Source organism: Citrobacter werkmanii, from assembly GCF_008693645.1.
Classification (GTDB): Bacteria; Pseudomonadota; Gammaproteobacteria; order Enterobacterales; family Enterobacteriaceae; genus Citrobacter; species Citrobacter werkmanii.
The window spans coordinates 746,706-770,070 of sequence record NZ_CP044101.1; the positions used below are offsets into that span (position 1 = coordinate 746,706).

The following is a 23,365-nucleotide window of genomic DNA, read 5'->3' on the forward strand; positions in this document are numbered from 1 at the left end:
AATGGACAATGTTCAGGAACAAGCTGAAACCGGTGGGCAAACCGTTACGCTGAGCGTGCTGGACCGCATTATTCAGGAAGGGCGAATGGCGCGCGATGAGCTACAGCAGACCTACGCGCGTGACATGCTGGAAGAACTGGCTACGCAGATTCTTGATGAAGGGATGGTGATTGAAAGCGATACCGTAGCGATGATCAACCACCGCATCGCGCAGATTGACGCGCTCATCAGCGACCAGTTGAATGAAGTATTACATCACCCGGAGATGCAGAAACTGGAAGCCTCCTGGCGTGGCCTGCATCAATTTGTGATGAATACCGAAACCAGCACCCGGCTGAAATTGCGTCTGCTGAATGTGTCACGTAAGGAGTTGCAGGACGATCTGGAAAAAGCGGTCGAGTTTGACCAGAGCACGTTGTTCAAAAAACTGTATGAAGATGAATACGGGACTTTCGGCGGCAACCCTTACAGCGTGTTGGTGGGCGATTTTGAGTTTGGTCGACATCCGCAGGACGTGGCGCTGCTGGAGAAAATCTCCCAGGTGGCGGCAGCGGCCCATGCGCCATTTATTGCTGCCGCCAGTCCGCGCTTATTTGATATGGGATCGTTCGCTGAGCTGGGCGTCCCGCGCGATCTGGCGAAGATCTTCGAAAGCACCGAATTGATTAAATGGCGAGCCTTCCGCGATAGCGATGACTCCCGCTATGTCTCGCTGGTGTTACCGCATGTGTTGCAGCGTCTGCCGTACGGACCGGATACGGTGCCGGTAGAAGGGGTGAACTTCGTTGAAGATGTTAACGGCATGGACGCGAGTAAATACCTGTGGGGCAACGCCGCATGGGTGCTGGCTAACCGCATTACCGAGGCATTTGCCTTGTATGGCTGGTGCGCGGCGATTCGTGGCGCTGAAGGCGGTGGACTGGTGGAAGATCTTCCAGCGCATACCTTCTCTACGCCATCCGGCGATATCAGTCTGCGCTGTCCAACGGAGATAGCCATCACCGATCGCCGTGAGAAAGAGTTGAACGATCTCGGGTTTATCGCGCTGTGCCATAAAAAGAATACTAACACCGCCGCGTTCTTTGGTGGACAAACGACTAATCAGGCAAAAATCTACAACACGCCGGAAGCCAACGCCAACGCGCGCATTTCAGCGATGCTACCGTACATCCTGGCCGCCTCGCGCTTTGCGCACTACCTGAAGGTTATTATGCGCGACAAGATTGGCAGCTTTATGAGCCGTGACGAGATCGAAAGCTACCTCAACAACTGGATTGCCGATTATGTCCTGCTCACCGACAGCGCCCCACAGGAGATCAAAGCGCGTTATCCGCTGCGCGAAGCGCGGGTGGACGTAAGTGCTGTGCCTGGCAAGCCGGGGGTCTATCGCGCGGTTGTATTCCTGCGTCCGCACTTCCAGTTAGAAGAGTTAACCACCTCTATCCGTCTGGTCGCCGAACTGCCGCCACCGGCAGCCGCTTGATCATTAAGGAGATAAACCATGGATGCAATTTTTTTAAAGCTCGACGATATCAAAGGCGAAAGTCAGGTTGATGGATTTAAAGATCAGATAGAGATCATGTCCTACAGCCATAACGTCGCAATGCAGGTCACCAACGACGTCAGTAACACCGAACGCACCTCCGGACGGGCGCACGTGGGGGAAATGTCGCTGACCAAGTTTGTCGACCTTTCCACGCCGAAGCTTAACGAGTACTGCTGTAGTGGGAAGATGATTAAAGAGGCTGTACTGACGTTATGTCGGAATGATGACGGCAAAATGCTGCCACTTATCGTGTATACCCTGGATAACGTGGTTATCTCGCATCTGAGCGTGAGCGGCGGTTCCGGTGGCAAACCGGTGGAAACGATGTCGCTAAATTTCACCAAAATTAAATGGGAAATCACCGCGCAGAAACTGGGAGGTCAGAAAGAGGGTAACGTCTCTTCCGTCTGGGATATGGCGATGAATAAGAAACCGTAACTTGAGGTAATGCCCATGTCACTACCCGTCGCGCTGCTCGACAGACTGATGGATGAGGACATTACGCCGCGTGAGTCGGTTTGCCGGGAGTTGAGAAGACTGTTCAACTCCCGTGCGGCAGAAGATGCTGACACATTGCCGGTGCTGCTTGCCTGGGGCGTCCCGGAATGGCACGGGCTGAACGCAGGCGATGAACGGGTGCTGCGTTGGTATTGCCGTCAGCTGCGCGCTGTTATTTTGCGCCATGAGCCCCGGATTCAGGCGCTGATCGTGAGCGTAAAAGATGCCCATCATCAGACGCTGGCGCTGCAACTTGACGCGATGCTGTGGAACGACGACGAACCGCTAACGCTGGAGCTGGCGTACCAAAATGGCGGTTGGCGATAACCCGTATCAGGGGAGATCAATGGACGATCGATTGCTTGATGATTATCTGCAAGAGCTACGATGGCTGCGAACCGCCAGCGGTGAATTCGCTCGTCGGCATCCGCATGTTGCTTCCCGACTGCGGCTGAGTGAATTCGATTGCCCGGATCCCCATGTTGAGCGACTTCTGGAAGGCTTTGCGTTGCAAAGCGCCAGGCTACATCAGCGTCTTGATGACGGCTTTGGTGAGCTATGCGACTCGCTACTGGAACAGCTCTCTCCCCATTTGTTACGCCCTTTTCCTTCTTGCGCAACCGCTTGTTTTACCGCCGATCCGCTGGCGGGCGATCTGAGTCAGGGCTACATGCTTCCTGCCGGAACGCCGTTATACGCGCAAACGGAAAGTGGAGAAACGGTCTGGTGGCGCACGGCATTGGCGCAAACGCTATGGCCTATCGAGATTGAAAATGTTGACTGGTGTGATGCCGCACAGGCCCGGCAGTTGAGCGGAATGGCGCAGGCGCGTGGCGCATTGCGTATTCAGCTACGTTGCCTGCCGCCGCATCAGTTCTCAACGTTGGCGGTAACACAGTTGCGCATTCATCTCAGCGGTTCGCCGCAAATCAATGCCACGCTGTTTGATTTGTTATACGCCCATGTCATTGGGCCGCTGCGCCCACATCCCATTGGCCTGCTGAATGCCGAAAAGATTTTGCCCAGCGAACCGGGCGTAGAGTCCAGCGTGCTGGCGCTCAGTGCCTGGATGAACTGTCCGCAGACGCTGATGTATTTTGATTTACCGCTGCCGTCGACGGGCGAGGGCGACAGTATCACGGTGTGTATCCCTTTCGACAATGCTCCACAGGCAGCACAGCATATTAAACCTGGCGATATTCGTCTGGGCTGCGTGCCGGTAATAAACCTTTTCACTCGCACCTCAGAGCCGCTGCTTGTCGAACATACCCAGAGCGAACATCGGCTGGTCGCCGATCATCATGACAAAAATGTGCACATCTACCGCGTACAGGCGCTGTGGATGAGTCGCCGTGAGAAAGCCTGGCGCGTTCCTGCGTACTACTCAGCCCAGGGACATAGCGAGGCCCGCTGGTTCTGGTATGCACGGCGTCACCGCCACCAGGGGAATGCGCTGTGGCTAACGCTAGTGGACAGCCGTTTTGACCCGTATATGGCGGATGAAGAAACCAGTCTGACGGCAACGCTCTGGTGCAGCAACGGTGAGCAAGCTGCACAACTTACAGCGGGAACGCCATTGACCTTCGAAGTGCCGGGCCCGGTTGCGCAAGTACATTTACTGGGTACGCCGACCACGCCTTCTGAGCCAGCATTACAGCGGGACACGCGCTGGAAGTTGCTTTCCTCGCTGGCGCTCAATCACCTGTCGCTGGTGGAAGGCGAGATGGCGCTGGCGTCGCTGAAAGAGCTGCTGGCGCTGTACGCCCCTTCCGCCGCGTCACCCGCCGTCTGGCAACAGATTAATGGTATTCGCGAGATGCGTTGCCAACGGGTCAGTGAGCATCGGGGAGGTGATGCCTGGCGCGGCTGGCATAACGGCATTCGGGTGACGTTAACTCTTGAACAACAATCATTTACTGGCAATAGCCGACTGCTATTTGCCGGCATCATCGCCCGTTTTCTGGCTCGCAATGCCACCGCGAACTGCTTTGTTCGTACGGTATTGCAGGAAGATGGAGAGGAACTGTCGCTATGGACAGAAGCCGAACAGACCGCGCTGATAGCGTAATCGCCCAATTGCGGCGCGAGCCGTGGCGCTTTTCGCTCGAGCAGTGTATCCGCATCTTACGGGCGAGCGGTGAAACGCCCGCGCTGCGGGGGGAACTGGGGCTGGCGTTCGCGCCTGCGGAGGTGTCGCTGCGCGACGGTACCCTTCAGGTCCACAGCCTGGGGCCGGGCGGGGCCGATGGGGTGCTGCCCTACGGCTGGCTGGAATGGCTGCAACAGGCGGCGCAGGATAAAAACAGTGCGTCGCAGGACTTTATTCATCTGTTTCAACAGCGCTTGATTCAACATCACTGCCGTAGCCTGAGCCTGTATCGGCTGGCAACGCCTTACGCCAGGCGAGAAGATGCGCCGGGGGTTACGTTGATGCGGGTGCTGTGTGGTTTTGATCTGGATGCCGTAAAAAAGCCTCAGTCTGGGCAGCTACAGCGTCTGCTGTCGCAAAGCAGCGGGCTGGAGAATCGTCGGCGTTCAACGGCGGGATTTGTGGCGCTGGTGGCGGCAACGCTCGGTATCACCGTCCATATTGAGGAGTTTATCGGGCGCTGGCAATCCTTGCCGCTGGCGTCTCAAAGCCGGACCGGGTGTCGGCTGGGGCGCAATAGCGTCGCCGGTCGGCGAATATGGAATCAGCATGCGGCGCTACGGGTGCATCTGCGTGCGGAAAATGCCGCGCAGTGGCGAACATTTTTACCTGGCGGACGGGGATTTATTCAACTGAGCAAATTAGCGGAAATCTGGTTTGGCGCGGGAATAACGCTGGAATTGATGATGCGCGCAACCCTGACTCTGGATCATCGCTTAACCCGCGTTGCACCGCCGCGTCTGGGTTATACCGCGCAACTGGCAGGGCGCAAGCCCGCCATGTTCCATTGCCAACAGCATCTTGAGGAGAACAGTAAATGGATTTGAAAGCGCTGGTAAAACGACTGAACCCAATTTGTTTTCGTGCGCTGGAACAGGCCGCCGAACGCAGCCGGGCGCAGGGACACTGGTTCGTTGAGCCGGAGCATATGCTGCTGGCTCTACTGGATGATGAACACTGTGATTTAGCGTATTGCCTGAGCAACGCGGCGATCTCCACCGATACGTTACGTGAAGAGATCCAGCGTGCTCAGGCGCAGTTCAAAACGGGCTGTACGCGGATGCCGGTGTTTTCCGTACACCTGATAGAGCTACTGGAAGGGGCGATTTTGCAGGCGACGTTCCAGCGTATTCCTCTGGTTCGTTCGGCCTTATTGCTCCTGACCTTACTCACCCGAGAACGGCTGCGTACCCAGTTGGCGCAGGGAATGCCACTATTGTTACAGCTTCCGGCTGCGGAGCTGGAAAGCCAGTGGCAGAACTGGTGTCGCAACTCCGTTGAGGAGGCAGCAGACCCTGACAAGGGCGAATCCCCGAAGCGTGAAGGCGGGGTTCTGGATCAATATACGCACGATCTGACGCGTGACGCGCGGGAAGGGCGGATCGATCCGATCATCGGACGCGACGCGGAGATCCGCCAGTGCATCGACATCCTGCTGCGCCGTCGGCAGAACAACCCGATTCTGGTGGGTGCGCCAGGTGTGGGCAAAACCGCCGTCGCCGAAGGGCTGGCGCTGCGCATCGCCGAAGCCAGCGTGCCGCCGCCGTTGCGTGATGTCGCTCTGCTGGCGCTCGATCTTGGCTTATTGCAGGCGGGAGCGGGCGTGAAAGGTGAATTTGAGCAGCGACTAAAAGGCGTCATTGACGCCGTTAAAAAATCCCCGCAGCCGATCATTTTATTTATCGACGAAGCCCACACGCTGATTGGCGCGGGCGGCGCCGAGGGGGGTAATGATGCCGCCAACCTGCTGAAACCGGCGCTGGCGCGTGGTGAACTGCGTACCATCGCCGCCACCACCTGGCAGGAGTACAAAAAATATTTCGAGAAAGATCCGGCGCTGGACCGGCGTTTTCAGCGTATCCAGATCGAGGAACCGGACGAGAACAGCGCGGTAATCATGCTGCGGGCGGTGGCCGATAAACTGGAGGCGCATCACGGCGTGCAAATTCTGGATACGGCGATCCGCGAGGCGGTGCGCCTCTCGCAGCGCTATATCTCTGGTCGCCAGTTGCCGGACAAAGCGATCAGCGTGCTCGACACCGCCTGCGCGCGGGTGGCGCTGGCGCAGCATGACGTGCCGCCTCAGCTTGAGGAGATCCGTCAGCATCTGGCGGCCATTGAAGAAGAGAGCGAACGTCTGAATCGTGAGCTGCTGGTGGGCGTCGATCATCACGACAGGCTGTGTGAACTGGAAGCGCAGGCGGAAAAACTCCACCAGCAGGCGCGGGAGGTGGAGGAGCGCTGGCAGGACGAGCGCCAGCGGGTCGGCGAGCTACAGGCCGCCCGTCAGCGAATGCTGGATCTCAGCGTGCGGCTGGAAGAGGATGATGAACTGGAAGAGGAACTGGTGGAGTGCGCCGCGCTGATCGGCAAATTGGAAACCGCCGCCGCCCAGCTACGTGACGAAGTGCCGCTGGTGCCGGACTGCGTCGATCCCGCCACGGTGGCTTCGGTGATCAGCGGCTGGACCGGGATCCCAATCGGCCAGATGCAGACCGATGAAGCCCACGCCCTGCGTACGCTGGTTGCACGCATGAGCGAGCGGGTAATGGGTCAGCAGGCGGCGCTGGAGACCATTGCCCAACGTCTGCGCGCCTATCGCAGCGGTCTGACCGACCCGCAAAAACCGGTTGGCGTGTTTCTGCTGGTGGGGCCAACCGGCGTGGGTAAAACCGAAACCGCCTATGCGCTGGCCGATGCTTTGTACGGCGGCGAACGCAATCTGATCACCATTAACCTGTCGGAATATCAGGAGGCGCATACCGTCAGCCAGCTCAAAGGCGCGCCGCCGGGCTACGTCGGTTATGGCAGCGGCGGGGCGTTAACCGAAGCCGTGCGCCGTCGGCCTTATTCGGTGGTGCTGCTCGACGAAATCGAAAAAGCGCACCCGGACGTGCTGGAGGCGTTTTATAACGTTTTCGACAAAGGGGTAATGGAAGATGGCACCGGGTTGATTGTTGATTTTAAAAACACGGTGATGCTGGCGACCAGCAATGTCGGCGCAGAGTTAATTCTTGATACGCCAGCGGCTGAATTAAACAGCGAGCGGTTTAATGAGGCATTGCGCGAGGAGTTATTAAAACATTTCCGCCCGGCGTTTTTAGCAAGGATGACCACGGTGGTCTATCGGGCATTGGATGAAAAAATATTAAAAGGCATTGTGCTGGCGAAACTGGAGAAATTATCACAGCGATATTTCGTGGCGACGGGGGAGAACTTAAATATGGAGGATGGATTAGTCGAGAGGGTGATGGAGAAGTGTAAGGGGGTTGGTGCCAGGGATGTGGAGAACCTGGTGATTGGGGGTTTTTTTCTAAGGTTTAAATAGAGGTTGATATGGTGGAAATAATATTTAATTCAGACTGTTCTAATTCTTCACTCAAAGATTTGCTGACAGAACAACTTGATGAATTTTTGAAATGTGTTAAAAGTGATGATGATTTAACAAGAGTCTTAAGTGGACCATGGTCTGTTAAAATTTCCAATTCTGGAAGTACCTCGACTGTTGGTACCAGGGTGAATATAAATTTAAAAGATATTTCCAAAGGTTCTATTGCTTCTGATGATAATAAAAAAGAGTTTGTTGAGAGTGTGATTTTTGAATTAACCAATGCAAAGAACTCAGATAAATTTGCAGAATTAGAATCTAATCTTTTGAATACAGGATTATCAATAAAAGAATATGGCGAGAAAAAATCCTTTCTTGAATCCGAAGCCAGTTTGAATTTAGTGGCATTGATTAAGCTCCGTACAGGATATGAACCATCGAGTTTTGGTAAAGCTCAACTTGCTCAAGTTGGAAGCCATGATAAAACAGCTTTTATGTCTTTTTTTTCAAACGGTGCTCATAATAGTTCTGGTTTAGGAATAGAGCGATTCCCCTCAAAACTAATGTATGCGTACAAAGGGGCGTGCGCTATAATTAATGACGACAATGCTTTCGAAAAAAAATTTAAAAATGTAAAAATAAAAAACAAAAGCTTTTCATTTAAAGAGTTAAAAAGCAAAATGGAGAAAGCGATAAGAGGAACGCCAGCCTATTCTTTTACAAAATTTGAGCCTATTAGATGTGCTAAGTTATATGTTGTATTAACAACATATGAAGGAGACAACTATTCATTAAATAGCTCACCTGTAGGTGAAGAACACAAATTTGATACGGTAATGATGGATGGTTGGGTTGACATAGATATGATGAAACAAAAATTAAGTTATATAATAGATGCTTCTGATGCATCTGGAATTAAAATAATGTTTAAATAATACTAATGAGAACTCACCATGCTCGACACTATTATAAAAATCACCACCCCAACCCTGACCGGCCTAACCGCCGCAACCGCGCAAACCGAATCAACGCTCAACGGCCTGACCACCTCCACCGTCGCCGCCACCACTTCCGCGCCGCTAACCCTCGACGCCGCGCTGGCGATTCATCTAACCACCACCATCAATGACGCCAACTACGACGGGCTGATTGCCGAAGCGCGCCAGCTTTCGGCGACCGGCAATGCCGATCGCTACCAGTTTGTGCTGCGCCCGTGGCTGTGGTGGCTGACGCTTGCCAGTAACAACCGCGTGTTTCAGAACCTCAGCGCGCAGGAGATCGTCGAGCAGGTGTTTAAGGACGGCGGTTTTAGCGACTATAAATTCCAGCTCAAAACCAAACCGGCAAAACGCGAATACTGCCTGCAATATAACGAAAGCGATTTTAATTTTGTCTCGCGCCTGCTGGAGCAGGAGGGGATCTTCTGGTTCTTCACCTATGAAGCGGGCAAGCACACCCTGGTGCTGGCGGATGATAACAGCGCTTTTCCGCCGATACCTGGCGACAAAAAAGTGAAGTATCAGGCCGCAGCAAGCGGCGCACGGGAAACCGGGATGATTCGCTCGGCAGAACTGCATTTACAGGCCACCGCCCAGGGCTTCCAGAGCAGCGATTTTAACTACGAACAACCAAAAGCTGCGCTGTTTTCGCAGGCCGGTGAGAAGAAGGGCGGGATGCAGTATCAGCATCCGGGGCGTTTTAGCGTTAAAGCCGAAGGCGACGCGCTGACGGCGTGGAAGGTTAACGCCCTGAAAGCGCAGGCGAAACAGCTGGTGGGCGAAAGCGACTGCGCGGCGCTGATGGCCGGGCACTGGTTTACGCTAACCGATCATGACGACAAATCTCTGAACATCGACTGGCTAATCACCGCCGTTAGCCACGAGTACGATGGTGAACGCTATCGCAACCGCTTCACTGCTATTCCAAAGGCCACGCCGTATCGCCCCCTCGCCGTGACGCCACAACCCTTTATGCATACGCAAACGGCGATGGTGGTGGGTAAAAGCGGCGAGGAGATCTGGACCGACAAACTTGGTCGGGTGAAGGTGCAGTTCCCATGGGACAGAGAGGGCAAAAGCGACGAAACCAGCTCCTGCTGGCTGCGGGTGGCGACGGCGTGGAGCGGCAACGGCTTCGGCGCGCAGTTTATCCCGCGCATCGGTCAGGAAGTGGTGGTGAGCTTTATCGACGGCGACCCGGATAAACCGCTGATTACCGGCTGCGTCTACAACGGCGCGAATGCGCTGCCGTACGCACTTCCGGCGAACCAGACCCAGTCGGGCATTAAAACCAAAAGTGAAAAAGGCTTCAACGAACTACGCTTCGACGACAAAAAAGATGCCGAGCTGCTGGCGATGCAGGCGCAAAAAGACTTCCAGCTTACCGTTCTTAACGACAGCAAAACGACTATCAGCCATGACGACATTCAGAACGTCAAAAACGACCGCACGCGTACCGTTGAAGAGGGCAACGAAACCGTCACCCTAAAAAAAGGCAATCGTGCGGTGAAAATCGAAAAAGGCAGCGACACACTGGAGGTAAAAGAGAAGCGCAGCGTGACGGTGAAAGGCGATCAGGAGCACGTCATCGACGGCAACGAGACGCATAAGGTAAAGGGCAACTACACGCTGAACGTCGATGGCAACCTGACGATTAAGGTCAGCGGTACGCTAACTCTCGAGAGCGGTAAAACGTTGGACATCAAGAGCGGGTCGGGTCTTAACGCCAGCGCGTCGGGCAGCATGAAGCTGGATGCCACCAGCATAGCCAGTGAAGCGAAAGCCTCTCTGACCCAGAAAGCCGCAACCATCAGCCACGAAGCAAAAGCCACGCTCACCAGCAAAGCCAGCGCGACCCAAACGGTGGATGGTGGCGGGATGCTGATAATTAAAGGTGGCCTGGTGAAGATTAACTGATGAGCGATATGCAGGAATATCACCTGGATAACACCCTGCTACGGGCAAATCTTGCGAACGACCAGCTAAACGGTGAGACGAGAATTGAAGAGAACGGACGCCTGCTGGCAGTTTTGCGATATCAACAGGGGGCGCTGCATGGGGTAATGGAGCGCTGGCATCCTAACGGTCAGCTAGCTATGCAGCAGGCGTATCGTGAGGGCAGGCCGGACGGTATTGCTCGTTACTTCTCGGAAAACGGCGAGCTACTGCGAGAAGAGCAGTGGCTTGACGGCCTGCTGCACGGCGAATGCCGCAGCTTTTATCCTTCCGGGCAGCTACAGCAGCGTGAGCAGTGGAGTCAGGGGTTGCGTCACCAACTCAGCGAACAGTTCTATCCGGACGGCTCGCTTGCCCAGCGTCTCTGTTATGAAAAGGGGATACTGAAAGGGGAAGCGGAGCGCTGGCTGCCGGATGGGCGTGCCATTGATGCCCGTGGTAAAGCGCAATCGCGAATGAGTAAATGGACGGAGAGGCTGTGAACACGCCTCTCCTGAGTGATTTTATCGCAAATGATGCACGACCTGGTTGCTGCTACCGCGCCAGATCAGCGCCGGGTCTTTGAGGTCCTGCACAAATTTGCCATCTACCAGCACATTGATGAGATCCACCACCTGCATCTGTGCGGCGTTGAGTTCATCGAGCTTGTAGCCGGTCCACACCCAGATATCTTTCCCCGGACACTCAGCGCGAATACGTTGTACCAGTTGCAGAATATCCGGCACGTTTTGCGGATGCAGCGGATCGCCGCCCGACAGCGAAATTCCCTGACGGTGAATACGCGTGTCGTTCAGATCGGCAATGATCTTATCTTCCATCTCTTTGGTAAACGGCTCGCCGGAATTGAGCCGCCAGGTGCTTTTGTTATAGCAACCGGGGCATTCGTGCACGCACCCTGACACAAACAGGGTGCATCGGGTTCCTGGGCCGTTGACGATATCGACAGGATAGTATTGATGGTAGCGCATAGAGGATGTCCAGAAAGCATGTAGGCCGGATAAGGTGCTTGCACCGCATCCGGCAACATGGTGATGCCTGATGGCGACGCGATTGCGTCTTATCAGGCCTACGGCCTTTGCAAACGGATATTAACCTATCTGCCCATTGCCTAAATGCTTAACGCGGCGCTTCACTTCTTCCTGCTTACCGGCGTTAAACGGACGTGCGTCCGGGCTGCCTAAATAACCGCACACGCGGCGGGTGACCGACACGCGCGCGGCGTCGTGGTTACCACATTTCGGGCAGGTGAAGCCTTTACTGGTGCACTCGAACTCACCGGTAAAGCCGCACTCGTAGCATTCATCGATTGGCGTGTTGGTGCCGTAATACGGCACGTGCTGATAGCTGTAATCCCAAACGTCTTCCAGCGCTTTCAGGTTGTGCTGAATATTCGGGTACTCGCCGTAGCAAATGAAGCCCCCGCTCGCCAGCGGCGGGTATGGCGCTTCGAAATCGATCTTGTCGTACGGGTTCACCTTTTTCTCCACGTCGAGGTGGAAGCTGTTGGTGTAGTAACCTTTGTCGGTTACGCCCGGCACCACGCCAAACTCGGCGGTATCCAGACGGCAGAAGCGGTCACACAGGTTTTCACTCGGCGTGCTGTACAGGCTAAAGCCATAGCCGGTCTCGTCTTTCCACTGATCGACCGCCTGACGCAGACGTTCCACAATGGCGATACCTTTGGCGCGCAGCTGCTCGCTGTCATAGACATGTTTGTCGCCAAACAGCGCGTTGATGGTCTCATGAATGCCGATGTAGCCCAGAGAGATAGAGGCGCGACCATTTTTAAAGATCTCAGACACGTCATCGTCCGCTTTCAGACGCACGCCGCAGGCACCTTCCATGTACAGAATGGGCGCAACGCGGGCTTTTACACCTTCCAGACGCGCGATACGGGTCATCAGCGCTTTACGCGCCAGCACCAGACGGTCGTCGAGCAGTTTCCAGAAGGTGGCTTCATCGCCATGGGCTTCCAGCGCGATACGCGGCAGGTTGAGGCTGATAACGCCGAGGTTGTTGCGACCATCGTGAACCTGTTCGCCGTTCTCGTTTTCCCACACGCCGAGGAAGCTGCGGCAGCCCATTGGCGTTTTGAACGAACCGGTGACTTTGACCACCTGATCGTAGTTCAGGATGTCCGGATACATACGCTTGCTCGCGCACTCCAGCGCCAACTGCTTGATATCGTAGTTCGGATCGCCAAACTTGTGGTTCAGACCATCGCGAATCGCGAACACCAGTTTCGGGAACACCGCGGTTTTACGGTTTTTACCGAGGCCAGCAATGCGGTTACGCAGAATAGACTGCTGGATCAAACGCGATTCCCAACTGGTGCCCAGGCCAAAACCAAAGGTGACGAACGGCGTCTGACCGTTGGCGGTATGCAGGGTGTTCACTTCATACTCAAGGGACTGGAATGCGTCGTAGCACTCTTTTTCGGTACGGGAATGGGCATAACCGTCAGCGTCCGGGATCTGCCATTCTTCAGCGGTCTTGCGATGTTTATTAAAGCTCTCGGTCACGAATGGCGCGAGAACTTCATCAATACGGTTAATGGTAGTACCGCCATAAATATGGCTGGCAACCTGCGCGATAATTTGCGCGGTCACGGCGGTCGCGGTAGAGATGGATTTTGGCGGCTCAATCTCCGCGTTACCCATCTTAAAGCCCTGCGTCAGCATGCCTTTCAGGTCGATCAGCATGCAGTTAAACATCGGGAAGAACGGCGAGTAGTCGAGATCGTGATAGTGAATATCACCACGCTCGTGCGCCTGAACGACATCACGCGGCAGCAGGTGTTGGCGCGCATAGTGTTTGGCGACGATACCGGCCAGCAGATCGCGCTGGGTCGGGATCACTTTGCTGTCTTTGTTGGCGTTTTCGTTCAGCAGAGCAGAGTTGGTTTGCTCAACCAGACCACGAATCTCCTGGTTCAGACGGCCACGTTTTTCACGCTGGATATCACGGTCGTGGCGATATTCGATGTACGCACGGGCGAGTTGTTTGTACGGGCCAGACATCAGCTGGTTTTCTACCGCTGTCTGGATCTCGTTGATATCGACCTGGCTGCGCTCATTCATCAGGCTACTAACGACTTCTGCGACGGTGGCACAGTAATCTGCGTCATCGACTCCCGCTGCTTTAGCTGCACGCAGAATGGCTTCTTTGATGCGCTCTGATTTAAACGGCACTTTACAGCCATCTCGTTTCATCACATGCGGTGTCATGATCACTCCATATTTATAAGAACAGGTTATCCACAGAGGTTGGGGAAGCGGCCATGGCTTTATTCATCTCTATTGCCAATGACTTCCCGCAATCCTGACCCACGTTATCCACAATTCCACCGTGAAGCGGTGCATTGTAGTTGTAGCAATTATAGGCGATTAATACAACATATTGGGTCGGCGTGCATTTTAAGTTCTATATGTAGTGATTTGCATCAAGGATGTTTACGATTTTTTTGATGTAGCGCAAAGTAAAAATCGGAGCGTACAGATGACGGGCGCTACAGCCGATTGTAAATTACCCCTGGAAAATTCTGATTAATTATTCAGCAAAAACAGGAAGGTAAGCTGAGCGTAGGCGACAACGCCCGGCCACGCTATGCGTACCGGGCCTGAACATCATTGCAAGTTATTTTTGCACCCACCAGACGGCTTCAAAAGGACGCAGCGTCATGTCAACGGGTTGGCTGGCGACCTCGGCATAGTTGTGCATCAGCACCTGCCAGTTTCCGTCGGCATGCGTCGGTTGCCAGTTCTGGAAGGTATCGCTCAGGTTGGCAATAACCAGCAGCCGCCGTCCTTGCCATTCGCGCTGATAACACCATACGTGTGGGCTGTCTGGTAACAGATCCTGGTAATCGCCCCAGGTGATAACCGGCTCCGTTTTACGCAGGGCGATCAGCTTCTGATAGGTGTAAAACACAGAATCAGCATCATCAAGCGCCGCTGCAACGTTGATCTCGGCTGCGTTGTCACACAGATTGATCCACGGTTCGCCCGCGGTGAAACCCGCGTGCTGGCTGGCATCCCACTGCATTGGCGTGCGGCTGTTATCGCGGGATTTACTGGCGAGGATTGCCAGCAACTCTTCGGCATCGCGTCCCTGCCCGTTCAATTCGGCGAACATGTTATGGCTTTCTACATCGCGGTAATCGGTAATCTGGCGGAAGTGCGGGTTGGTCATGCCAATCTCTTCCCCCTGGTAGATATAGGGCGTGCCCTGCATACCGTGCAGCACCATCGCCAGCATTTTGGCGGCGGGCACACGGTATTTCCCTTCATCGCCAAAACGCGACACGATGCGCGGCTGGTCGTGGTTACACCAGAACAGCGCATTCCATGCGACGTTGTGCATGCCCTGCTGCCAGTGGCGGAACAGAGTTTTGAGCGCCACGTAGTCCGGTTTGGCTAACGTCCATTTTTCACCGTTGGGGTAATCCACCTTCAGGTGGTGGAAGTTAAAAGTCATCGACAGTTCGCTACCGTCCAGCGCGGAGTATTGCTGACAGTTTTCCAACGTGGTGGAAGACATTTCGCCGACCGTCATCAGGCTACGCGGGGTGAAAACGTCGCGGTTCATCTCGCGTAAAAACTCATGCGCGCGCGGACCGTCGGTATAAAAACGGCGGCCATCGCCGTCGGGATCGTTCGGGAAGTCCTGATCTTTGGAGATAAGATTGACTACGTCGAGGCGCAGGCCGTCCACGCCGCGATCGGCCCAGAACTCGCACACTTTTTTCAGCTCGGCGCGTACCGCCGGGTTTTGCCAGTTCAGGTCGGCCTGCTCCGGGGCAAAGAGATGCAGATAATACTGCTCGCTTTCGGCGTGCCAGCCCCAGGCGCTGCCGCCAAATTTTGACTGCCAGTTGTTCGGCGGGGTGGTCGGTTCGCCGTCGCGCCAGAGATAAAACTGACGATATGGGCTGTCTTTATCCAGCGCCTCACGAAACCAGGCGTGCTGGGTTGAGGTGTGGTTAAACACCATATCCAGAATAATACGTATGCCGCGCGCTTTCGCCGCTGCTACCAGTTCGTCAAAGTCTGCAAGCGTGCCGTAAGCCGGGTCAACTGACATGTAGTCGGCGACATCGTAGCCGTTATCAACCTGCGGCGAAATGTAGAACGGCGTCAGCCATATAGCGTCCACGCCCAGCTTTTGCAGATAGCCGAGGCGCTGCGTTACGCCGCGCAAATCACCCGTGCCGCTGCCGGTGGTGTCCTGAAAACTCTTGGGATACACCTGATAGATAACGCCGTTTTGCCACCAGTGTGGAATATTCATTGCTGTTTCCTGGAGATACGATGGGGCGCAACTGCGCCCCGAAGAAAAGTTACACAATCTGTAATGTGCCCTGACGGTATTTACGCTGGTAGACGAATGAGGTCAGTACCATCGGGATAACGATCGCGATGACCATCGCCATGCCAAACACCTGCCAGTAAGTCGGCTGAATGGAGAGGATACCCGGCAGGCCGCCGACGCCAATGCCGTTCGCCATCACGCCGCTCAGGCCGCACAGCAGACCGGCGAGACCGGAGCCGATCATCGCGCACAGCATCGGGAAGCGGTATTTCAGGTTGATCCCGTACATCGCCGGTTCCGTTACCCCGAGATAAGCCGAGATCGCCGCAGGTACTGATATTTCGCGTTCATTGTGTTTGCGGCTGGAGATAATGATGCCGACCACCGCAGAAGCCTGAGCGATGTTTGACAGCGCAATCAGCGGCCATACCGGCGTACCGCCCATGCTCTGGATCATCTGCATGTCGATAGCCAGCGTGGTCTGGTGTACGCCGGTGATCACCAGCGGCGCATACAGGAAGCCGAACAGCGCCGCGCCAATCGGCGCAAAGCTGCCGGTCATCAGATGACGAACCGCGAACGCCACGCCGTCGCCGATCATGCGACCAAACGGACCGATAAACGCGTGTGCAAGGAACACAGCGAGGATCAGCGAGCACACCGGGACGATCACCAGATACAGATAATCCGGGACGATGCGTTTCATGCGCGTTTCAATAAACCCGAGCGCCAGGCCAGCCAGCAGGGCCGGGATAACCTGCGCCTGGTAGCCCACTTTCTCTATGCTGAACAGGCCGAAGTTCCACACTTCCGGCACCTGTTGACCGAGCAGATAGGCGTTCATCAGCTGCGGCGAAACCAGGGTCACACCCAGCACAATACCGAGGATCGGCGTACCGCCCATTTTCTTCACCGCTGACCAGCAGATCCCGACAGGCAGATAGAAGAAGATCGCTTCGCCAATCAGCCACAGGAAGTCGTAGAGGGTTTTCAGCGACGGATGCATCTGCGCCAGCGTCTGCCCGTTACTCATTGGCAGATCGCCGATCACATTGCGAAAACCTAAGATCAAGCCGCCGCTAATCAGCGCTGGCAGCAGCGGGAAGAAGATCTCTGCAAAATGAGAAATGAGCTGTTCATGCCACTTCATGTTCTGCCGGGCGGCTTTTTTCGCCTGCTCTTTGTCGGCACTGGCCTGGCCGGTGGTCGCCAGCAGCGCTTTGTAGTAATCGCCCACCTCGGTGCCAATCACCACCTGAAACTGCCCGGCGTTGGTGAAGCAGCCTTTGACCATCGGCAACTGCTCTATCTCTTTTGGCCTGGCATTCGCAGGCTGATTCAGCACAAAACGCAGGCGAGTGATGCAGTGGCTCACCGTAGCGATATTGTCGCGCCCGCCTACCAGCTCAATCAGCCGGTCGATGTCTGCTTGTTTTATTTTGCTCATGATGATGTGTGTTCCCCGTAGGCCGGATAAGACGCGTTAGGTCGCCATCCGGCAACTCCCGCGTTGTTGGCGCAAGAGTATATCTTCGATGAATATTTAAAAACGGGAACGTTCCCGAAACGCAGCGAAGATCACAAATTAGCGCTCAGAAAGCGATCAGGCGAGGGTGGAGGGAATAACGATTTGCCGCGGTTCGCTACGGCCGTTGATCTGCTCGATCAGCTGCGAGGCCGCTTGTCGTCCGGCTTCGGCGTAACCGGGATCGACGGTGATAATTTCCGGATGGAGGAATTTCATTAGCGGTGTGTTGCCCACACTCGCCAACTGCAGATTATCAATTCGCTGCTCCTGCAGATATTTGCTGACCCCAAGGGCAAGGGTATCCGTCGCACAGACTAAGGCGGTGGTTTCCGGGGTGATGACATTGGCGGCCTGCTCATAACCCTGCTTCATGGCCAGGCCCGGTAGCGCGGCAACCGGATGCAGTTTGTGTTTCTTACAGAATGCCAGGTAGGCTTCATGACGGCGCTTACCGGTGGTCACGTCGCTATGGGGGACGCCAAGAAAGCTAATATGGCGGTGGTCGCGATCGTATAAACGCTGCATCAGGGTATGAATAGCGCCCTCATCGTCATAGCAGACGGAGGCAAAGCCTTTGGCATCTCTGGCCAGCAGTACCAGAGAATCCTGCCAGGAGGTGAGCATCGTTTCGGTAATGCCGGTAAAACCAAACAGCACCACACCGTCAATATTACGGCGTCTGAGCATGCCCAGATGTTCTTCGACCAGTTCAGGCGAGAACTGGCTTTCCATCATGATCGGATCGTAACCCTGTTCATAAAAAGCGGGCAGCATGGTCTGCACGGCGAGATTTTCTGAAAGAGAATCCAGGCGCGTGACGATAATCGCCACCACCTTGTCGCTTTGCCCACGCATGGCGCGTGCGGAGCGGGAAGGGGAAAAACCGTGCTGATTCATCACCGCTTCGACGCGTTCACGGGTACGTTCGCTGACGCCGCTTTCGTTGTTGAGAACGCGGGAAACCGTGGATTTCCCCACACCGCTTAAGCGGGCGATGTCTTTAATGGTCAGCCGATTTTGCATCCTGTTTTCCCGTGTCGCGTGTGAAGTTATGCCAAAAGAGAATAACTTTACTCAAGCACAGTGCAATGGGCAAAGTCTGGTATACGTTTGGTTTAGTTTCTATGCTTTATCATACCGCCATAATTGCCACAAACCTTATGGTTTTCTGCGTATAATCCGCGGCGCTTATCATTCACTTACCGGAGGCTATATGGATCCCGATCCCACCCCTCTCCCGAGACGGAGAAACACAACTTTCCGGTAAGCCTGTCTTTCACTGTCTTACCGGATGCGTAAGACAGTGACGTTCTGACGTCCCTGTTGTGATTTTAAAATTGCCATCAGGCAAGGCTTTGCCACGCCTGAAAGATTTACTGCGCCTGTTAAGACTGGCGCAGGGGGACTGCCTATGTTCAAAAATATTACTCGCCAGCTGTTTGCCCGGCTTAACCGCCATTTACCACATCGTCTGGTGCATCGCGACCCGTTGCCCAATGCGCAGACCGTTGCCAGCACACCGATCCCGCCCTCGCTGAGCGAACATTGCCTGAAAATGGCGCTGATGGACGAAGCCGCGCTGTGGAAAACGTTTGGCGCACACCCGGAAGGATTAAACGCCGCAGAGGTCGAGAGCGCCCGCGAAATCCATGGCGAAAACCAGTTGCCGGCGCAGAAGCCGTCGCCGTGGTGGGTGCATCTGTGGGTCTGCTACCGCAATCCGTTTAATATTCTGCTGACCATTCTTGGCGCCATTTCCTATGCCACTGAGGATCTGTTTGCTGCTGGCGTAATCGCGCTGATGGTCGCCATCTCGACGCTGCTGAATTTTGTGCAGGAGGCGCGTTCCACCAAAGCGGCAGATGCGCTGAAAGCGATGGTCAGCAACACCGCCACGGTGCTGCGCGTTATCAACGAAAAAGGCGAGAACGGTTGGGTTGAACTGCCAATTGACCAGTTGGTACCCGGTGATGTCATCAAGCTGGCGGCAGGGGATATGATCCCGGCGGATTTACGTATCGTCCAGGCGCGCGATCTGTTTGTGGCGCAGGCTTCGCTGACCGGGGAATCGCTGCCCGTGGAGAAAGTCGCAACCAGCCGCGACCCGCAGCAAAGCAACCCGCTGGAGTGCGATACTCTGTGCTTTATGGGGACCAATGTGGTGAGCGGCACGGCGCAGGCTATCGTGATTTCGACCGGAGCCAATACCTGGTTCGGGCAACTGGCGGGCCGCGTCAGCGAGCAGGAAAGCGAGCAGAATGCCTTCCAGAAAGGGATCAGCCGCGTCAGCATGTTGCTGATCCGCTTTATGCTGGTGATGGCGCCCATTGTGCTCATCATTAACGGCTATACCAAAGGCGACTGGTGGGAGGCGGCGTTGTTTGCGCTGTCTGTTGCGGTAGGGCTGACCCCAGAAATGCTGCCGATGATCGTCACCTCGACGCTGGCGCGCGGGGCGGTGAAGCTGTCTAAACAGAAAGTCATCGTCAAGCACCTTGATGCCATCCAGAACTTTGGCGCGATGGATATCCTGTGCACCGATAAAACCGGGACCCTGACGCAGGATAAAATTGTGCTGGAGAACCATACCGATATCTCTGGAAAACCCAGCGAGCACGTTCTGCATTCCGCGTGGCTGAACAGCCATTACCAGACCGGGCTGAAGAATCTGCTGGATACGGCGGTACTGGAAGGCGTGGATGAGGAGTCTGCCCGCCAGCTTTCTACCCGTTGGCAGAAAATCGATGAGATCCCGTTTGATTTTGAACGTCGCCGCATGTCGGTGGTGGTGGCGGAAGAAACGGATGTGCACCACCTGGTGTGCAAAGGCGCGCTGCAGGAGATCCTCAGCGTCTGCACCCAGGTGCGCCACAACGGCGAGATTGTCCCCCTGGATGAGGGCATGCTGCGTCGGGTGAAACGCGTTACCGATACGCTGAACCGTCAGGGGCTGCGCGTAGTGGCGGTGGCCACCAAGTACCTGCCCGCGCGTGAAGGTGATTACCAGCGTATTGATGAGTCGGATCTGATCCTCGAAGGCTATATCGCGTTCCTCGATCCGCCGAAAGAGACCACCGCGCCGGCGCTGAAGGCGCTGAAAGCCAGCGGTATTACGGTGAAAATTCTCACCGGCGATAGCGAGCTGGTGGCGGCAAAAGTGTGCCATGAAGTGGGGCTGGATGCGGGCGATGTGGTGATTGGCAGCAGCATTGAAGGATTAAGCGATGACGAACTGGCAACGCTTGCTCAGCGCACCACGTTGTTTGCCCGCCTGACGCCGATGCACAAAGAGCGCATTGTCACGCTGCTCAAACGTGAAGGCCACGTGGTTGGCTTTATGGGCGATGGCATCAACGACGCTCCGGCGCTGCGCGCGGCGGACATCGGTATCTCTGTTGATGGCGCGGTCGATATTGCGCGTGAAGCGGCGGATATTATCCTGCTGGAAAAGAGCCTGATGGTGCTGGAAGAAGGGGTGATCGAAGGACGCCGTACTTTTTCTAACATGTTGAAGTACATCAAAATGACGGCCAGTTCTAACTTCGGTAACGTGTTTAGCGTGCTGGTGGCGAGCGCCTTTTTACCGTTCCTGCCGATGTTGCCGCTGCACTTACTGATTCAGAACCTGCTGTATGATGTATCCCAGGTGGCGATTCCGTTTGATAACGTCGACGAAGAGCAGATCAAAAAGCCCCAGCGTTGGAATCCCGCCGAACTGGGCCGCTTTATGATCTTTTTTGGGCCGATCAGCTCGATCTTTGACATTCTGACCTTTTGCCTGATGTGGTTTGTCTTCCATGCCAATACGCCAGAGCATCAGACGTTGTTCCAGTCGGGCTGGTTCGTGGTGGGCCTGCTGTCGCAAACGCTTATTGTGCATATGATCCGTACCCGTCGCGTGCCGTTTATCCAAAGTCGCGCCGCATGGCCGCTGATGCTAATGACGCTGGTCGTGATGGTGGTGGGCATTGCATTGCCGTTCTCGCCGCTGGCCAGCTATCTGCAATTGCAGGCGCTGCCGCTGAGCTACTTCCCGTGGCTGATTGCGATTCTGGCGGGCTACATGACATTGACCCAATTAGTGAAAGGTTTTTATAGCCGTCGCTACGGTTGGCAGTAAACATCAAACTTCTCAGCAGGATGGTGTAAATACCATCCTGCATTTCTCTTTTTCATTCGAAAGATATTCTCGCGAAATAGTAGTGTTTTATTTTTATTGAAATGCTAACTGAGAGAATTAGTATCAAATCGCCTTCTTTGCGTTGTTTTTTTATCAATAAAACGATCTGCGTTGCAAAAATGAAACACTGTGCTAAAAATTATTAGCGTCTGCGATTTTTTGTGAACGCAGTCATCGAAATAAATTGTTACACCAGCTAGTCTGCGCAGGTAACGTCGTTAAGAAAGTTTCTCGCTGCCCGTTTTAATTCCGGCAGTCATTTGCTCTGCAAGCTATTCCTGTTAATGGATATTATGAACTTCTGGAGAAGGACAAATGAAACTGACAAAAAACCTGTTAAGTCTGTATATTGGCGCGTCCGTATTACTGGCGAGTCATGCAACGCTGGCACAAACTTTTCGCGCCGCGGATGTGCATCCGGCTGATTACCCGAACGTCGTCGCAGTGAAACATATGGGGGAGAAGCTCAGCGCCGCGACCGATGGCCGTCTGGAGATTAAAACATTTCCAGGTGGCGTGTTAGGTGATGAAAAACAGATGATTGAGCAGGCGCAATTAGGCGCTATCGATATTATTCGCGTCTCAATGACGCCTGTTGCCGCTATTCTTCCTGAAATTAACGTATTTACCCTGCCGTATATCTTTCGCGATGAAGATCATATGCATAAGGTCCTTGACGGCATGATCGGTCAGGAGATTGGCGACCGCCTGACGGCCAATACGAAATCGCGGCTGGTATTCCTGGGTTGGATGGACGCCGGGACGCGCAACCTGATTACCAAAAATCCGGTGGTGAAACCGGAAGATTTACACGGTATGAAAATCCGCGTTCAGGCGAGTCCGATAGCGCTGGATACCTTAAAGGCGATGGGCGCTAACTCTATCGTGATGGGCGTCAGCGAAGTGTTTAGCGGTATGCAGACCGGCGTTATTGATGGTACGGAAAATAACCCGCCAACATTTGTTGCGCACAACTATTTACCGGTCGTTAAAAACTATACCTGGAGCAAACACTTTATTATTCCTGAGCTTTTTCTGTTTTCCAAAGCCAAATGGGATAAATTGAAAAAAGAAGACCAGGAACTCATTATTAAGCTCGCCAAAGAAGCGCAGGTTGAACAACGCAAACTTTGGCAAGAATATAATGCGAAATCTCTGGAAACTATGAAAGCCAATGGCGTTCAGTTCCACGATATTGATACGGACTATTTCTATAAAGCCACGCAGTCAGTGCGGGATAATTACGGTAAAGACCACCAGGATTTGATCAAACGTATTCAGGATGTGAAGTAATTCATCAGGCGGAGGGGAGCAATCCTCTGCCTGAGTCTTTTGATTAATTCGAGGTGATAATTATGGGTGAATGCTATTCATCGGTAATGGATTTTCTTTATCGGGTCTCTATGTGGATTGCCGGTGTCGCATTATTGGTTATGGTCGCCATTATCCCTATTGGCATATTCGCACGCTATGTCCTGAACAATGCCCTGTCATGGCCTGAACCGGTCGCCATTCTTTGTATGGTGACGTTCACCTTTATTGGCGCGGCGGTGAGCTATCGCGCAGGTTCGCATATCGCGGTGAGCATGGTGATTGACCGTCTGGGGGAGTCCGCCCGTCGTTACTGCTCGATTGTCGCAGATATCATGTTGGTGGCGATCAGCCTGTTTATTCTCTGGTATGGAATCAATCTGTGTCTTGAGCTGTGGGACCAGCCTGTCGCGGAATTCCCGCTTTTAAGCGCCGGGCAAAACTATCTGCCGTTGCCGATTGGCTCCGCTATCACGCTGCTGTTTATCGCAGAAAAGATTTTCCGCGGCCCGCAATATCAACGTCCCGTTGTCATGCTGGGTTCAACCAGCTAGTTACCGC

Annotated in this window: 18 protein-coding genes; 13 read left to right on the forward strand and 5 right to left on the reverse strand. The window is 54.4% G+C overall.

All coding sequences use genetic code 11. The features are described 5' to 3' along the window. Window position 1 precedes the first annotated feature (1 nt). The 9 genes from tssC to FOB24_RS04315 are packed head-to-tail and all read left to right on the forward strand — an operon-like array spanning window position 2 to window position 10,957. Entirely contained in the window at window positions 2-1,483 is a 1,482-nt protein-coding gene (gene tssC / locus FOB24_RS04275; RefSeq protein ID WP_069324762.1) for a type VI secretion system contractile sheath large subunit, read from the forward strand. An 18-nt stretch (window positions 1,484-1,501) separates the two neighbouring features. After that, window positions 1,502-1,984: an Hcp family type VI secretion system effector gene (locus tag FOB24_RS04280; RefSeq protein ID WP_121529883.1), complete on the forward strand. Its 483-nt coding sequence runs from the start codon at window positions 1,502-1,504 to the stop codon at window positions 1,982-1,984. A 9-nt stretch (window positions 1,985-1,993) separates the two neighbouring features. Next, a complete protein-coding gene (tssE, locus tag FOB24_RS04285) occupies window positions 1,994-2,371 on the forward strand; it encodes a type VI secretion system baseplate subunit TssE (protein ID WP_085048419.1) in 378 nt (125 codons plus the stop codon). Window positions 2,372-2,390: 19 nt separating this feature from the next. Then, window positions 2,391-4,112 (forward strand): type VI secretion system baseplate subunit TssF, encoded by a 1,722-nt coding sequence (tssF, locus tag FOB24_RS04290; RefSeq protein ID WP_150344545.1) that lies wholly within the window; start codon window positions 2,391-2,393, stop codon window positions 4,110-4,112. Then, window positions 4,076-5,020 carry a type VI secretion system baseplate subunit TssG gene (locus tag FOB24_RS04295; protein ID WP_150344546.1) on the forward strand — a complete coding sequence of 315 codons (945 nt, stop codon included), beginning with the start codon at window positions 4,076-4,078 and terminating at the stop codon, window positions 5,018-5,020. The genes tssF and FOB24_RS04295 overlap by 37 nt, the downstream gene beginning before the upstream one ends. Then, a complete protein-coding gene (tssH, locus tag FOB24_RS04300) occupies window positions 5,011-7,521 on the forward strand; it encodes a type VI secretion system ATPase TssH (protein WP_150344547.1) in 2,511 nt (836 codons plus the stop codon). Before FOB24_RS04295 ends, tssH begins: the two co-directional genes overlap by 10 nt. Before the next feature lie 8 nt (window positions 7,522-7,529). Then, complete coding sequence (locus tag FOB24_RS04305; protein WP_150344548.1) at window positions 7,530-8,456, forward strand: hypothetical protein; 927 nt, start codon at window positions 7,530-7,532, stop codon at window positions 8,454-8,456. Between the two features lie 18 nt (window positions 8,457-8,474). Next, entirely contained in the window at window positions 8,475-10,436 is a 1,962-nt protein-coding gene (locus FOB24_RS04310) for a type VI secretion system Vgr family protein (RefSeq protein WP_150344549.1), read from the forward strand. Further along, window positions 10,436-10,957, forward strand: coding sequence for a toxin-antitoxin system YwqK family antitoxin (locus FOB24_RS04315; protein ID WP_110496140.1), 522 nt, complete (start codon window positions 10,436-10,438; stop codon window positions 10,955-10,957). The genes FOB24_RS04310 and FOB24_RS04315 overlap by 1 nt, the downstream gene beginning before the upstream one ends. Before the next feature lie 21 nt (window positions 10,958-10,978). Here FOB24_RS04315 and nrdG read toward each other — a convergent pair whose 3' ends face one another. The 5 genes from nrdG to treR form a co-directional block, all read right to left on the reverse strand. Further along, window positions 10,979-11,443, reverse strand: coding sequence for an anaerobic ribonucleoside-triphosphate reductase-activating protein (nrdG, locus tag FOB24_RS04320; RefSeq protein WP_069324767.1), 465 nt, complete (start codon window positions 11,441-11,443; stop codon window positions 10,979-10,981). A gap of 120 nt (window positions 11,444-11,563) precedes the next feature. Next, on the reverse strand, window positions 11,564-13,702 hold the full coding sequence (gene nrdD / locus FOB24_RS04325; RefSeq protein WP_038636715.1) for an anaerobic ribonucleoside-triphosphate reductase: 2,139 nt from the start codon (window positions 13,700-13,702) through the stop codon (window positions 11,564-11,566). 409 nt (window positions 13,703-14,111) lie between these two features. Beyond that, the gene (gene treC, locus FOB24_RS04330; RefSeq protein WP_150344550.1) at window positions 14,112-15,764 is read right to left on the reverse strand and encodes an alpha,alpha-phosphotrehalase; all 1,653 of its coding nucleotides are present in this window, start codon (window positions 15,762-15,764) and stop codon (window positions 14,112-14,114) included. 49 nt (window positions 15,765-15,813) lie between these two features. Further along, window positions 15,814-17,232, reverse strand: a complete 1,419-nt coding sequence (gene treB, locus FOB24_RS04335) for a PTS trehalose transporter subunit IIBC (protein ID WP_150344551.1) — start codon at window positions 17,230-17,232, stop codon at window positions 15,814-15,816. Between the two features lie 156 nt (window positions 17,233-17,388). After that, on the reverse strand, window positions 17,389-18,336 hold the full coding sequence (treR, locus tag FOB24_RS04340; RefSeq protein WP_038636723.1) for a trehalose operon repressor TreR: 948 nt from the start codon (window positions 18,334-18,336) through the stop codon (window positions 17,389-17,391). Window positions 18,337-18,526: 190 nt separating this feature from the next. Between treR and mgtL the strand changes: the two genes are divergently transcribed. The 4 genes from mgtL to FOB24_RS04355 all read left to right on the forward strand — a co-directional run bounded on the left by mgtL (window position 18,527) and on the right by FOB24_RS04355 (window position 23,358). Continuing rightward, entirely contained in the window at window positions 18,527-18,580 is a 54-nt protein-coding gene (gene mgtL / locus FOB24_RS24620; protein ID WP_223229530.1) for a mgtA regulatory leader peptide MgtL, read from the forward strand. 144 nt (window positions 18,581-18,724) lie between these two features. Further along, window positions 18,725-21,433 (forward strand): magnesium-translocating P-type ATPase, encoded by a 2,709-nt coding sequence (mgtA, locus tag FOB24_RS04345; protein ID WP_150344552.1) that lies wholly within the window; start codon window positions 18,725-18,727, stop codon window positions 21,431-21,433. Between the two features lie 375 nt (window positions 21,434-21,808). Then, window positions 21,809-22,786 (forward strand): TRAP transporter substrate-binding protein, encoded by a 978-nt coding sequence (locus tag FOB24_RS04350; RefSeq protein ID WP_150344553.1) that lies wholly within the window; start codon window positions 21,809-21,811, stop codon window positions 22,784-22,786. A gap of 62 nt (window positions 22,787-22,848) precedes the next feature. Next, entirely contained in the window at window positions 22,849-23,358 is a 510-nt protein-coding gene (locus tag FOB24_RS04355; protein WP_038636733.1) for a TRAP transporter small permease, read from the forward strand. The last annotated feature ends 7 nt before the right edge of the window (window positions 23,359-23,365 follow it).